The sequence below is a fragment of the Streptomyces lavendulae subsp. lavendulae genome, from assembly GCF_002803845.1.
In the GTDB taxonomy this organism is placed as follows: Bacteria; Actinomycetota; Actinomycetes; order Streptomycetales; family Streptomycetaceae; genus Streptomyces; species Streptomyces lavendulae.
In genome coordinates this window covers 5,658,936-5,672,086 of the sequence record NZ_CP024985.1, presented here as the reverse complement: position 1 = coordinate 5,672,086, position 13,151 = coordinate 5,658,936, and the positions used below count along the sequence as shown (strand labels likewise).

General features: G+C 68.0%; 16 protein-coding genes. 6 read left to right on the top strand and 10 right to left on the bottom strand.

What is annotated here, in order from left to right; genetic code table 11:
- Window positions 1–41: 41 nt before the first annotated feature.
- Window positions 42–1,064 (bottom strand): NADP-dependent oxidoreductase, encoded by a 1,023-nt coding sequence (locus SLAV_RS25180; protein WP_030227156.1) that lies wholly within the window; start codon window positions 1,062–1,064, stop codon window positions 42–44.
- Window positions 1,065–1,172: 108 nt separating this feature from the next.
- On the opposite strand from SLAV_RS25180, the gene SLAV_RS25175 reads away from it, so the two are divergent.
- A complete protein-coding gene (locus tag SLAV_RS25175) occupies window positions 1,173–1,595 on the top strand; it encodes a MarR family winged helix-turn-helix transcriptional regulator (RefSeq protein ID WP_030227154.1) in 423 nt (140 codons plus the stop codon).
- An 18-nt stretch (window positions 1,596–1,613) separates the two neighbouring features.
- Here the strand turns inward: SLAV_RS25175 and SLAV_RS25170 are convergent, their stop codons facing one another.
- Window positions 1,614–2,333: a hypothetical protein gene (locus SLAV_RS25170; protein WP_051840479.1), complete on the bottom strand. Its 720-nt coding sequence runs from the start codon at window positions 2,331–2,333 to the stop codon at window positions 1,614–1,616.
- Between the two features lie 78 nt (window positions 2,334–2,411).
- Between SLAV_RS25170 and SLAV_RS25165 the strand changes: the two genes are divergently transcribed.
- Entirely contained in the window at window positions 2,412–2,993 is a 582-nt protein-coding gene (locus tag SLAV_RS25165; RefSeq protein WP_030227151.1) for a hypothetical protein, read from the top strand.
- Here the strand turns inward: SLAV_RS25165 and SLAV_RS25160 are convergent.
- Together SLAV_RS25160 and SLAV_RS25155 are read right to left on the bottom strand one after the other, a co-directional pair.
- On the bottom strand, window positions 2,990–3,214 hold the full coding sequence (locus SLAV_RS25160; RefSeq protein ID WP_234333473.1) for a hypothetical protein: 225 nt from the start codon (window positions 3,212–3,214) through the stop codon (window positions 2,990–2,992). The two genes, SLAV_RS25165 and SLAV_RS25160, sit on opposite strands and share 4 nt — an antisense overlap.
- A 152-nt stretch (window positions 3,215–3,366) precedes the next feature.
- Entirely contained in the window at window positions 3,367–4,146 is a 780-nt protein-coding gene (locus SLAV_RS25155; protein WP_030227147.1) for a helix-turn-helix domain-containing protein, read from the bottom strand.
- 181 nt (window positions 4,147–4,327) lie between these two features.
- Here SLAV_RS25155 and SLAV_RS25150 point away from each other — a divergent pair, with 181 nt between their 5' ends.
- From SLAV_RS25150 to SLAV_RS25135, 4 genes are all read left to right on the top strand, one after another.
- Window positions 4,328–4,534, top strand: coding sequence for a hypothetical protein (locus tag SLAV_RS25150; RefSeq protein WP_030227145.1), 207 nt, complete (start codon window positions 4,328–4,330; stop codon window positions 4,532–4,534).
- A complete protein-coding gene (locus SLAV_RS25145) occupies window positions 4,531–4,758 on the top strand; it encodes a DUF7848 domain-containing protein (RefSeq protein WP_030227142.1) in 228 nt (75 codons plus the stop codon). The genes SLAV_RS25150 and SLAV_RS25145 overlap by 4 nt, the downstream gene beginning before the upstream one ends.
- A gap of 102 nt (window positions 4,759–4,860) precedes the next feature.
- Window positions 4,861–5,319: a glycine-rich domain-containing protein gene (locus SLAV_RS25140; protein WP_030227140.1), complete on the top strand. Its 459-nt coding sequence runs from the start codon at window positions 4,861–4,863 to the stop codon at window positions 5,317–5,319.
- A 66-nt stretch (window positions 5,320–5,385) separates the two neighbouring features.
- Window positions 5,386–6,063 (top strand): class I SAM-dependent methyltransferase, encoded by a 678-nt coding sequence (locus tag SLAV_RS25135; RefSeq protein WP_030227137.1) that lies wholly within the window; start codon window positions 5,386–5,388, stop codon window positions 6,061–6,063.
- A gap of 76 nt (window positions 6,064–6,139) precedes the next feature.
- Here the strand turns inward: SLAV_RS25135 and SLAV_RS41110 are convergent, their stop codons facing one another.
- From SLAV_RS41110 to SLAV_RS25105, 6 genes are all read right to left on the bottom strand, one after another.
- Window positions 6,140–6,364 carry a hypothetical protein gene (locus tag SLAV_RS41110; RefSeq protein ID WP_158740545.1) on the bottom strand — a complete coding sequence of 75 codons (225 nt, stop codon included), beginning with the start codon at window positions 6,362–6,364 and terminating at the stop codon, window positions 6,140–6,142.
- A gap of 877 nt (window positions 6,365–7,241) precedes the next feature.
- A complete protein-coding gene (locus SLAV_RS41105) occupies window positions 7,242–8,870 on the bottom strand; it encodes an HK97 family phage prohead protease (RefSeq protein WP_158740543.1) in 1,629 nt (542 codons plus the stop codon).
- A 115-nt stretch (window positions 8,871–8,985) separates the two neighbouring features.
- Window positions 8,986–10,245: a DUF3631 domain-containing protein gene (locus tag SLAV_RS25120; RefSeq protein ID WP_030227131.1), complete on the bottom strand. Its 1,260-nt coding sequence runs from the start codon at window positions 10,243–10,245 to the stop codon at window positions 8,986–8,988.
- The gene (locus SLAV_RS25115) at window positions 10,242–10,745 is read right to left on the bottom strand and encodes a hypothetical protein (RefSeq protein ID WP_030227129.1); all 504 of its coding nucleotides are present in this window, start codon (window positions 10,743–10,745) and stop codon (window positions 10,242–10,244) included. The genes SLAV_RS25120 and SLAV_RS25115 overlap by 4 nt, the downstream gene beginning before the upstream one ends.
- Before the next feature lie 318 nt (window positions 10,746–11,063).
- The gene (locus tag SLAV_RS25110) at window positions 11,064–12,533 is read right to left on the bottom strand and encodes a recombinase family protein (RefSeq protein WP_158740541.1); all 1,470 of its coding nucleotides are present in this window, start codon (window positions 12,531–12,533) and stop codon (window positions 11,064–11,066) included.
- A 114-nt stretch (window positions 12,534–12,647) separates the two neighbouring features.
- Entirely contained in the window at window positions 12,648–13,124 is a 477-nt protein-coding gene (locus SLAV_RS25105; RefSeq protein WP_234333472.1) for an esterase/lipase family protein, read from the bottom strand.
- Between the last annotated feature and the right edge of the window lie 27 nt (window positions 13,125–13,151).

The following is a 13,151-nucleotide window of genomic DNA, read 5'->3' as shown; positions in this document are numbered from 1 at the left end:
GCCGCGATGCGCGCCCACGATCGCGACGGTGTGGAGTGAGCCTAACCGGTGAAAGAAACGATCATCTTTCCGGTGTTCTCTCCGCGCAGCATTCCGAGGAAGGCGCCGGCGGCGTTCTCGACGCCCTCGACGACCGTCTCGTCGTAGCGCAGCTCACCGGAGGCCAGCCATCCGGCCACGTCCTTGACGAACTGCTGCTGCAGTCCGTAGTGGTCGCCGACGAGGATGCCCTGGAGGCGCAGGCGCTTGCCGATGACCATCATCAGGTTGCGCGGGCCCGGGGCGGGCTCGGTGTCGTTGTAGCCCGCGATGGCCCCGCACAGGGTGGCGCGGCCGTGCACGTTCAGGGAGGAGATGGCGGCTTCCAGGTGCTCCCCGCCGACGTTGTCGAAGTAGACGTCGATGCCGTCGGGCGCGGCGGCCGGCAGCTGCTCGGCGACGGGGCCGTTCTTGTAGTTGAAGGCGGCGTCGAAACCGTACTTCTCCGTGAGCAGCGTCACCTTCTCGTCCGAGCCGGCGGAGCCGATCACCCGGGAGGCGCCCTTGATCTTCGCGAACTGGCCGACGAGGCCGCCGACGGCACCGGCCGCGCCCGAGACGAAGACGGCGTCGCCCTCCTTGAAGGAGGCCACCTCGAAGAGACCGGCGTAGGCGGTCAGGCCCGGCATGCCGAGGACGCCGAGGTAGGCGGAGAGCGGGGCGAGGGAGGCGTCGACCTTGACGGCCTGCTTCGCGTCGAGGTCGGCGTACTCGCGCCAGCCCAGGCCGTGCAGGACGTGGTCGCCGACCGCGAAGCCCTCGGCGGCGGAGGCGACGACCTCGCCGACCGCGCCGCCCTCCATCGGCTCGTCGAGCCGGAAGGGCGGGATGTAGGACTTCGTGTCGTTCATCCGGCCGCGCATGTACGGGTCCACGGACATGTGGAGGTTGCGGACCAGGATCCGGCCGGGGGCGGGCTCGGCGGAGACGGGCGCCTCGCGCAGGGCGAAGTCCTCGGCGACCGGCCACCCCTGCGGACGGCGGACGAGGTGCCACTCACGGCTGACGGCGGGGATCTGAGACATGCGGAACTCCTGGGGGAAGCGGTGCTGGTGCGAAGGAATACTTCACAACGTGAAACAACCATGCTCCTGGATATTTCATGTTGTCAAGTAAATGGGTACGCTGGAGTCATGCCCAGTCGTCGCGCAGACCCAGTGACCGTCGAGGTCGTCGAGCTCATCGGCGACGTCGTGGCCCGCTACCACACGGAGTACGAGGACGCGGCCGCCAGCCACCAGCTCACCGGCGCCCAGGCCAGGGTGCTGACGCTGCTGTCGCTGGAGCCGCTCCCCATGCGCCGCATCGCACAGAAGCTGCGCTGCGAGCCCTCGAACGTGACCGGCATCGTCGACCGGCTGGAGACCCGCGGCCTGGTCGAACGGCGCCCGGACCCGGCCGACCGCCGGGTGAAGCTGGCCGCCCCCACCGATGAGGGGCTCCAGACCGCGGAGCGGCTGCGCGAGTCGCTGGACTTCGCGCGCGAACCGCTGGCCGGGCTCTCCGACGAGGAGCGCACGGCCCTGCGGGACCTGCTCAGGCGCATGCTGGCCTGAGCGGCCCCGGAGCACCGCTCAGGAACAGCCGAAGATCCAGAACACGCAGCTCTTGGTCGGCTTCGGCGTGGGCGTCGGCGCGGGCTTCGTCGCCGACGGCTCCGGGGGCTTCCCGGGCTGCTTCGCCGTCCCGGTGGGACCGGGCGCGGGCTGTCCGGAATTCGAGGGCCGTACGGATGCCCCGCCGCCGGGAGCGTTCTGCGACGGCCCCGCCGTCCCCGGTGCGGAGGCGCTCGCCCCCGAGGACGGCTGCGCGGACCCGCTCGGCCCACCCCCGGCCCCGGCCGCCTTCGCCCGCCCGGCGGCGGCCTTCGCCGAAGGCAGGGCCGACGGCGCGGCGGGCCCGCCGCCCAGGCTGGGCAGCGGATCCGGATCCTTCGGGGCGTCGTCCGTCAGCACCACCTCGGCGGCCCGGTCGACACCCCCGTCGTCCGTCACGATCCGGGCCACCGCCATGGAGCCCCCGGTCGCCAGCAGCAGCCCGAGGCCGACCGTCAGCACGGTCCGGCGGCGTCTGCGCTGGGTGACGGCCCTGCGGCGGGTGCCCGCGCGCCCCTCGCCCGGCACGGAGAGCACCACGAGGGAGTCGGCGAACACCTCCGCCAGGGCGGGCTGCGGAGCCGGCGGCACCGCGGGGCCGGGCGTCGGAGCGACCGTCAGGTACTCGGCCGGGGTTCCGCACCCGGCGCAGGCGAGCGCGCCGTTGAGGTGTCTGTGGCAGGCGGGGCAGTAGTTCATGGCGCCCGCAGGCTATGCCGTTCTCGGCAACAGCTGCATTCCGGGAACGTAAGGATCCTGTGTGGAATCGTTGCCTCCATGACCGCGACCCCCGGCTCCTTCGGCCCCGCCGCCTTCCAGCTGGTACTGCTACGCCGGATGGCCGACTTCCAGCCGGACCTCGCCGAGGAGGCCCGGCTGCGCCTCGGCGCCACGCTCGCCGAGCAGCGCGAGGCCAACCGGCGCTGGCAGGCGATGGTCCGCTCGCCGCGCTCCCGCGGGGCCCTGGCCCGCTACCGGTCGATGCTGGGGCCGCCGGAGTCCGCCGAGCGGCGCCGGATCGGTGACCTGGAGTGCGAGGCGCTGCTGTGGCCGGTGCCGCTCTGGCCGGGCCTGCGCTTCGAGGTGCTGGCCGCGCCGGACGGGGCGGTCTGGAACGAGTGGCTGGTCCGGGCCCCCGGGGCGCCGGGGCCCGTCCTCACGGCGGCCGGGGACCTGCGGCCCTGGTCGGCGACGGTGGACGAGGTGGCACGGGCCTTCCCCCCGGCCCGGCCGATGGAGGGCACCGCACCGACCCGCTGGCGCCTGGCGTTCACCGCGTCCGGGCGGCCTCTGGTGGCGGAGTTCACGTACGGCCTGCTCCAGCGGGTACAGCCCGGGGAGACGGCCGACAGGGCCTAGGAGGCGAGGAAGGCGCGGACACCGGCCGAGGTGGCCTCGTCGCCGAGCAGGTCGTTGTGCTTCAGGCAGCCGACCGGCGTGTTGAGGGCCCCGGCGAGCGGGACGCTGTCGTCCGGGTTGACCACCTCGTCGCACGCCGACCAGAACGTCGCGTACTTCACCACACCCGGGGTCTCGTCCCCGGAGGCCAGGTTCTTCACCACGTACGACCCGGGAGTCATGTCCCGGCACGCCTGGTCCCATCAGGTACCCCGTCGGGATATGCCTACATGGGCACGGTACACCGGTGGTCGGCGCGAAGGCTGAGAGTCCGCCCGGACAGCACGAAGCCCCGCCCGGCGGTTGCCAGACGGGGCAGGGGACGGGCGGTGCCTCACTCCGGCGGGCTGCTGTACCGCTCCAACGTCGCCTTGCTGGTGGACCGGTCGACTAGGCGCAGCTCCCACGGTCCTGTGTTCACGTCGAAGTCCTTCCCGAACCCGACCCACTTCCCGGCCATACGTCGGCCGGTCGGCTCTACGAGGAGCTGAACGGCCCCGTGGTACCGGGCGCCGTTGTAGTAGCCGTCCGAAGCGGTCTGCTCGACCCACGACCCGGTGACCACGTTGCGGTCAACGGTCAGATCCAGCGTGAGCGGGCTGTCCGGGTTGCTGCTGGCCCCGGGCAGGCTCTGAGCGGTCAGCCGGTTCCCGTGCTGGACGATCACGACGTAGTGCTTGCCCTCGTACGTCTCCGCACGGCTGGATGAGTAGAACTCGTAGCGACTGAGCCACACACCCGAGAACGTCTCGTCAGTCGTCTGTACGGCCTTCTGTGCACCTACAGAGGCGGAGGTGACCCCGCCTGCTCCTGCGTCCATGTCGTGCCCTCCTTTGCCGTCCGTGCGGACTCTTGCCATCGGTACCGGCAGCGTGAAGCCAAGAGCCTCCACCGGGCGACCGGTGACCCGCTCCAACGCCCTGGAGTACACACCCCGGGGTGTCTTGCTCGTTCCGGATTCCCAGCGCTGCACCAGCCGCTTCGAAGCCTCGTTGGGCTCTCCCAGTTCTTCGCCCGCTCGGCGGATGGCCTTGGCGAAGTCGTCCTGGCTTAAGCGCAGGCCGATACGCACGGCCCGCAGCACATCATTCGGCACCACGGCGGTCGTCGTCATGACGTCAAAGCTAGACCGAACTGACGCCCAATGACACCCAATTGACGCCCATAGGGGCGTCAATGACGCCCCTCCGAGTGACGCCCCGACGACGCCCGCTTCGCCGTCGATCCGACGCGCCCCCAAAAGGGAGTATCGGCGCAGACCAGGGAACGACATGGCGAGGGGACGGCAAGGCACTATGACGAGTCCGACCGACTACGAGACAGCGCCGGTAGAGCTGCCGATGCGGGTGACCCTCGAACCGGTACCCGTAGAGGGATGCGACGTGTGCGCCGAGCTGGACAAGCAGCGCTCGCACCACCGGTTGACGCGCGACGGGAGCGGCGTAACCGCCTGCAACGTCGAGATGCGCAGCCACCCCCACGCGGACGGGAAGCGCCCGTGAGTACGGTTCTTCGCTTCGTGACCCACCGGATCATCAGCCACCCCGCCGGAGAGGTCACCGTGTCCGCGCAGTGCCTCGACGCTGACTGCGGCTGGACTGCTGGCCCCGTGGCGGACGTGGCGAGGGTGGACGTCGACTGCATGAGCCACACGGGCCGTACCGGGCACCCCACCTTTGCTCGCAAGTACGAGGACGTGGCTCTTGTGTCCCCCGTCGGTCCCTGACCACAGACTCCACCTCGGAAACCTCCGTGGTGGCCCTCAGAACGATCACGCACCATCCGCAGGGACCGACCAGGGTCGTCCCTTGACCAGGAAGGCACAGACGTGACGATCACCCATCAGCGACCGACCGAGGTTCTCGAACTCATCAGCCGCGACCTTCGGGCGCTGCTCATCAAGGACGTGCGCAAGGACTGGCCCGACCTCACCGACGAGATGGGCGAGCGCGGTGTGAACCAGATGGCGGCCTTCCTCGCCGCCAGCACGGTCACCGACAGCCCGCTGACGCCCTCGCTCCGCGTGGACCTGTTCTGGCACCGGTTCCTTCAGCGGACGGTTCCCTACGTCGCGTTCTCCAGGTCCCTCGGGGTGGACTACATCCACCACGTTCCCGACGACGAGGCCGGCTCCGACCCCGAGGAGGGAAGGGCGGCGATGGCGGCGACAACGGCCGCGATCGTGGCGGCCGGGTTCGAAGTCGACGCCGAGTTCTGGCCCGGCATGGGTGCGGCCGACTGCTCGCAGTGCCACGCTGGGTGCACCGACAGCCCCGTGAACAAGTAGCCCTTTGAGCCAGCCGCCCGGCGTCGTGGCCGGGCGGCTGTGCCAGTGAACGAGAACGGAACCGAAGTGTCTGACACCCGTAGTGCTGCCTGGGACGAGTACGCGCAGACCAAGCCCCAGCGGCGCACGACGAACGCCCGTGGCGAGTCCACGTGGTTCAACTGGACTCAGTACGCGGACCACGGCCCGGGGGCCGACGTACTTGCCTTGAAGCCGGGCGAGACCGCGCTCGACCTTGGCTGTGGTGCGGGCGGGAACGCGGCTCACCTCGCGAGCCTCGGTGTGCGGGCTGTGGGCATCGACCTCTCTCCCAAGCAGCTCGCGAAGGCACGGGACAGGTGGTCCGACGTGGACGGGATGGAGCTGCACCAGGGCGACGCGCTCGCCTACCTGGGAGAGACCTATACGGTCTTCGATGCGATCTACAGCGTCTTCGGTGCGGGCTGGTTCTCGGACCCCGGCCTACTGCTGCCGATCGTTCACGCGAACCTCAAGCCCGGCGGAGTCTTCGCCTTCTCCCAGCGGCCCCCTGTCGAAGGCTGCTACGGCTGCCAGGCGTCGTACATCCCGCGCGGGCCTGATGAAGACCCTGCTGTCGTCAAGCGGTGGGACTACGAACCAGATGTGTGGGCGCTGATCCTCAAGGAGCACGGATACGTGGACGTGTCCGCCTCCGTGATCGCTCCGCCCCCGGGGACCCGGCGCACGGGCACGTTGTTCGTCCGGGGCGTCCAAGGAGGCTAGGAGTCGGTGGCATCGGCCTGAAACCGAAGAAGGCCCCCGACGGCCACCCAGTCAGGGAAGCCGCCGGGGGCGGTGGTCAGAAGTGTTCCGGGCAGTTGCAGACGACTCCCAGAGCTGCCGGGTCCGGGTCGGCGTCAGCCTCAGCGCGGAACAGCTCCACGAAGAGCGGCCACAGCAGATGCACGCCGATCTTTCGGGGCTCTTCATCGGCCAACACGCAAGCTAGTTCCGTGAGTTCATTACTCAAGAGCGGCAGGCTTTCGGCCCAGCGACGCTGACGGTCGTGCAGGGTCTCAGACACGGCGGGACTCCTCTACGGCAGCGCGGGCGGCTGCCCTCATGGCGGCAAGCGGGTCAGCGTCTCCGGCGTCGGTTGCCCGCTCGTGGGCCGATAGGGCGGCATCGAGTTGGGCCAGGAACCTGAGCCCCGGATGAGCGACCGGTGCCCCCGCGCTGCCGGGCACAAGCACCCCGTCCCTGGCGATCTGGGCCACCAGAGCACCCCACACGGCCCGAAGATCCTCGTACCGCTCCCCATCGCTCTCAGGCACCTCAGCGGGTTTTGCGATGGCCGTTCTGTCGGTAGCCTTCCGGGCGCGCGCTGCCGCCTTCCTGTGCGCGTCGCTGCAATAGCGGGTCCGCCGGTCGGCATCAATCGGCAGTTCCATGCCGCACGGGGCATGAGCGCATCGTCTCTTCAATTGTCTCCTTTGAAGTTGGCGGACACTTTGGTTTTGCGTGTCCGGGACGGACGTAAAAGGCGAGCTGTTGGCGGGGTCGCTGGGGAGGGCATCCCTTCTACTTTTGGCGCGCCCTCCCCTCCCCGCATCAGAGTTCGATCACCTGAACCGGCGAGTCATTTGGCACGATCCGCTGATGAATCCGCGCGCCGACCGGAACGGCGAGCCAGTCATTCCGGCCGGACTCAATCCAGCAGCCACGACACATCACCGCCAGGTTCTCCCGCCTGCGCTTCCCGCCCCGCTGGATGGGCGTACGCCACCCGATGCCCACTGCCGTGGCCGGACCGAATGCGTCGCACGGCTCACATCGCAGCGTGGACGTGGGCAGCCGGGCGAAGCGGGAGCACGCTTCCAGGATGGCCGGCTCACGCTCAGGAGCGCGACCACGCCACCGCGCATGACCAGCGACGACGGCACCCCACCGACTCATGGCAGTCACCGCTTCTCCCCCGCTCGCTGCCGCCGGGAGCGAATCCGCTGGGCTTCATCCTCCGTGAGGACCGGGGCGGTCACGGCGCTGGCCCGCCTTTCGGACCGGGGCAGCGCGCGGAACGCCTCAAGCTCAGCGGCGTGCTTCGCTTCCTGTTCGGCAAGGGCCTGAGGGGAGTTCAGCGCGGGCGTCTCCACGTCCCCGAACGCCGACAGATCCGGGTGGTTGTCCGGCAGGGTGCCGCTGATGATCTGTACCGAATTGGACTCCTGCACCCACACTCCAGCCACGCGGGCAAGCGCCCGGAACAGAACGCGGTCCTCCATGAACGCCCCGGGTGAGACCCGAGACGTCGTAATGGAAATCCCGCTGTGCAGCCCAACGAAGATGCGCGAAGCATCAGCAACAACAGCCGTGTTGGCAGGAAGGTGCTGAGAAACAATCGGCACCAGCCCATAGACCCCCTTCGGCCAATCCGTAGCGGAGACCTCGGCGCGCAGCGCCTTCGCCGCTACCGGGTCCACCCAAAGAACGGTTGCTGCCGCGCCGGTTGCCTCCATCCGCTCAACAGCCGAACTGATCTCAACGACGGACGGAGCAATGTGCTTCGTGTCGCCCTGGGCGAGTAGACCGACGATCCGGCGGGGGTCGTTCGGATCAGCCGGAGCGGCACCGTTGAAGAGTCCCTTGTCTATTCCGCGCGCCATACCGGCGGCAAGAGACTGGTTGATCCCCGCCACCAGGTCGGGGCGCGCATCCTCTAGAGATTCAGACGAAGCCCGCTCCATCGCAGCGAATTTCGCAGCATGGGCGGTACGGGAAGTGATCTCAGTGGACGGCTCCGGGAGCGGAGTATTCGCGTCAACGTAACTACCATCGCCGGTCCTGATAGCGGGAAGCATCAGCGACGCCTCATGCATCGGCAGCTTGTTGGATGCAGGAATGCTAGCCAGGAAGCGGGAGTTCGGACCGATCATGTTGACCCACAGTGCGGCCGGTTCGGTAGCCATCCACTCTGTCCCAACAGGAATGGCCCGATGGTTGACAGGCAGGAATCCGGCGCCGGTACGGATGGGAGTATTGGTCATGCGGGACTCGCTTTCCATCGGATAGAGGGAACTAAGGGAGCGCGCATTCGCGCTGGTGGTCGGGTAGGCCGGAGTGGTGACCGGCCCCAGTTCGTAAACACTCATCGACGTGATGACGCGAACCGGAAGGCCGCTTGCAGGATCGTTCTCGCCTGCCACTTCCTGACCACCGGGGTTCACCCGGAATGTGAATGAGCTACCGACGATGTCGCCGCGCCGGATTAGCTCCGCCACGTCTCGACCGGCAGACGTATTCGGCACGTCGATTTCATATCGAACCCCCTCCGCATCACCGAAGAGACGGAGAGTGCCGGCGCTCACGCGACCAAGCACGTTGTCATTGCTGTGGTTGAACGTGGCGATCACGTCAGTACGTGCGGCAGCGGGGTTCCAAGCGCCGGGGGCAATCCGTTCACGGAAACCACCCAGGTCGTGACTGAGTTCGTTGAACCTGATTGCATATCCGGTGATGGTGTTGACTCCCCCGGAACTTCGGAGCGACACAACAAGCGGAGCAGTCCGCCGCTGGATTTCTGTATGGGACATTCTTTGTTCCTTCTTCGTCCTGATTGACAGCGGGACAGGGCACGAAAGAGGGACACGAGGTGGTGCGCCGACCTGCGGTTTCCCCTCCATGTCCCTATGTCCCTGCATGTCCCGCCTACTGCCGGAAGAGCGATGCGGTTGCGTCTTCCGGCTCTTCGCTGTCGTCTTCGTCATCGGCGATGAGCGGCGGTAGCGCGCGGTCCCACGCATCCGCCAGGGCTGACCAGCGATAGCCGTACGAGCGACCGTGTGCGGTACGCACGCGAACCTGTTTCAGACCGTGCTCACGCAAGAGGGCGGCAACGTCTTCGGCTCGCAATTCGTCGGGGCCGTTGAATCGTTGGAAGGCCAACGGATCCAACTCAATTGCGGCAGAGGCGACATCGTCCTTCGTGACAGCTACCGGCCAGAGATGTGCCGGGCGGGCCGTGTAGTGCCTTCTGAGCACCGTAAGCAATCGCGCCGACGCCGATCCGTCCACGCGGTCCGCCGCATCCTCCTTGGCTGCCTGAATTGCCGCTAGACACCGTTCGGGCCAGACACCCCCTGCGAGGACGGCCACGAGGAAGAGACAGGACCAAATCTCGTGATCCCGACCGTCCGTGACACCGGTAATCCTTTCATCCAGCAACAGGGCCAGCATGTCTGACGGATCGGCTATCCGAAAAGCCGTCTCCGCTGCCCACTCAGAAAGGTCATCACGAACACTCTCCAATTCACCCCCGTGAGCCACGGGCAAGAAGGAGTCGGGACGCTCTTCACTGCGGGCGCGTTTCGTGTGAACCACAAACGTTCGGGTCAGCAGGGCGTCAGGAAGTCGTGCCGTGGCGAGTCCAGCGAAGGCCACCGGCCCGAAACACGGATAGCGGATCACTTCCTGTTGCTTGTCTTTGTGGGCACGCACGACCACGGCCCCGCGCTTGTAGCCCGCATTCAAGATAATGGTCAGGTCATCTTGAGATCCTGCGGAGTGCGCCGAATAAGTTCGGTCCAACTCATCCGGAAACAGCGTGACGGGGAAGGCGCCCGGTTGATCCGTCTGCGCCGACGCACCGATGATGCGGAGCATGGAGGCAGCCGAGAGCGAACCCACATCCTGGCCGTTCGCGGAAATGCGACTGAGGATTTCCAGTGCGCGCGTCTTCCCGCTGCCGGGAGATCCGGAGAAGAAGCCGAGTCGGGGAGCGATCGGAAGATCAGGGGACCGTGTGAGCAGATGCGTGTACGCCGTCCAGAGGGTCACGACGTCGAAGTGACGGGGCTCCGGGAACCAGACGAAGCGGCGTAGTGCCGCCTCAGCACGGGTCAGCGCCTCCGCGCCGCCGGGGCTCACCTTGGCCTGAGCCCTCAAGGTGTCAGTAAGGAAGTCGGTCACCTTCCCGCCACCCGCTTGAGCGCCTTACCGAATCGGTAGGCCACACCGCCGGTATGCGTACCGGACATGCTGATACGGCTTGCCGCGTAGCGCAGCTCAGCGGGGACCTGGCGGCCGTTCTCCGTGTACTCGACTACCAGTGCCAGCACCACGCCGCGAAGGTCCATCAGCCCCGCCGTGGCGTGCTTGCCTCCCAGGCCGAAGCGCGGAGACTTCCCCGGCTTCGTCTCGGCGGCCACCGTCAGGCCCGTGTCGGCCACGGCATCCAGGAGGGCAGCCACGGAGCGCTCAGCGCACCCGGGCACGTGCACGGCGTACGGGTCGGCAAGATCCTCGTAGTCCCGGCCGAAATCACCAGACCGCCCCTGCCGGGCAAGGTAGCTCGGCAGCGCGTCACGGTCGTGCCTGAAGAAGTCCGTAGACCACTTCTCTCCGTCCGGTCGTGGAGCGTCCAGCCGCTCGGTTACGCGCCGGAGCGCCTGAGCATGGGTAAGGGTCATGAGTCATCGCTCTTTCGTTGGTAGATGTGCGCCGGTCCGTGGACGGGACAGGCAGGGACAGGGGGACATCCAGTGCTGACCAGTGCGTTTGTGTCCTGCCACGCGTCCCGGTCCCGGCTACACAGGGGATCTGGGGAGCGGATTGCCTGCCTGGCCACCCCGTCACGTGACGCGTTGGTCAATCCCGCACGTGCGGTCTTGCCCCCGCCTCAGCAGGAGCGCGAGGGTTGCCCGCGATGAGCCGGCCCACGCCCCTCAGACGACGAAGCCCCGTCGCTCCACCAGGGGAGAACGGGGCTGCCTGCGTCGGGCGCGGGGTTATGCGGCTGTGGCGTAGTCACCGCCTTCGGGGTCCAGCGGCACGGCGTTCCACTCAATGACGATGCGCCCGCCTGGGTGGTCCTTCGGGTGCACGGTGATCCGGCATCCCTCGTTGGCGAGCATGTTGCGCCGTTGGTCCTCCGTGGCCTCGTCCCATGCCTCCCACAGCTTCTTGTCCGTGAGCGTCCACGTCTCCGTCACGTCCGGGGCGTGTTCGGCCTTCAGCCGGGCGTACGTCGCTTCAAGCTCCGTCAGCTTGGCCGTGAGGGTTTCGAGCGCCGGGCCGTCAACCTGTGCCACCGCCTTCGTGATCCGTCCACGCTGGGCGTCAAGGTCGGCAATCTCGCCGCTGTGGTCGATGCCGCCGGAGTAGGTCACCTCATACAGCGGCTGATCCCCGTGCTCGGCACGGAAGGTGGTGAACACCTCCGGCTCAAGGAAGTGAGCCATGATCGACCCGTGGCCCTTGCTGCACTTGTAGAGCGACCTCTTGTAGTCGTTCATCCCGCCGTTCATCTTGCACCCGTCGGCACAGAAGACCATGTCCGCCAGCCACGGGGCATTCCGGCGCGGGGCACGCTCCCCCGCCTCCAGCTCTCTGAGCCGATCCTTGACGCGCTTGTACGTCGCAGCGTCGATGACCTCAGGGCCGAACTGGACCGGGGTTACTCCATCCGACTCAGTGACAAGCTCACCCTTGTGCTCCCGCCAACCGCGAAGGACGACCCCGCGCAGCAGGTTGCGCCAATGGATTCGCCCGATGGGCAACGCTTCTGCCGTCGCTGACAGCGTGCCGTTCTTGCCACCCGCGAGGAGCGCCTCTATCTGTGCGCGCACCAGGGCGAACGCCTTGGGGTCCTCAGCGAGGTACGCCTTTCCGTCCCGGCGTTCCATCACGTACGGGAAGGGTGCGCGACCGGCGATCCATCGGCCCTGTTCCCGTCGCTCCGCGTGCGCCGCCGTGACACGGTCCTGGATCATCTCCCGCTCCCACTGGGCGAGAGCCGCCAGGATGGTGGCCACGAGGCGACCGCCGGGCGTGGACGTGTTCAGGGCCCCGTCAGCCGTCGCCAGGGCGACGCCGTGTTCTTCAGACCACGTGACCAGCTTCAGGAACTCCGACACGGAGCGTGCGAAGCGGTCGAGCTTCCACGCGATCACGACGCGCGGGCGGTCCACGAGGATGCGGGCCATGCCTTCGGTGCGGCTCTCAAGGGCGGACGCGCCGGATACGTCTTCGTCGATGTACTCAACGGCGGTGTCGGGGTCGAGTCCCAGGGCGACAGCCTGAGCGCGGCAAGCTCGACGCTGGACCGCGAGGGATGAGGACTCATCCGAGGAGATCGACAGACGGAGGCTGAAGGCAAGCTCAGGCCGGACGGGCGCGGGGTTCGTGTGGGCTGTCACATCAGCGCCGGAGCGGGTGACATGCCTCTTGATGTTCGCAGACGGCTTCGGGGTGGTCATGCCCGCCGTCTGGGGTGCCGATTGCTTAGGTGCGCTGAGCTGGGCGGATGTACGGGGTGCAGCGGTCTTCGTCGTCATGCGGGTGCTGGAGCGCAAGGGTGTCCCCTGGATGTCCTAGGGGGGTACCCATTCGTCCCACAGGGCGCACGCCCACGCGGTGGAGGTGCCGTGGTTGGGGCCGGCCAGGGAGACCCAGTGGTCCACGGCCGCCGCCCCGCCCCCGAACTTGACGTACCAGCGGCTGACGAGCGAGCCGAAGGAGTGGCCGACGATGTCCACCCGGGCGGCGCCGGTCTGCCGGCGGACCTGGTCGACGTAGGCGGCGAGCCGTCCGGAGAGCACCTCGTTGACCGACTGGTGGGTGTCGTACCCCCAGGAGAACAGCTCCGAGTCCGCGTACCCGTCGGCGCGCAGGTCCTCGCGCAGGGCGCCCCAGACGCCCGGATCGGCGTTGTAGCCGTGGACGAAGACCACCGGGACGCGCGGCGCGGCCCGGACGGCCGGGGCGTCCTGCGCGTGGGCCGGGAGGGGTGCGAGGAGGGCGAGGCAGAGGGTCGGAAGGGCCAGGATCGCCTGTCGGGTCGTCAGCATCGGCTTCCCTTTACCTTGTTACGCGTC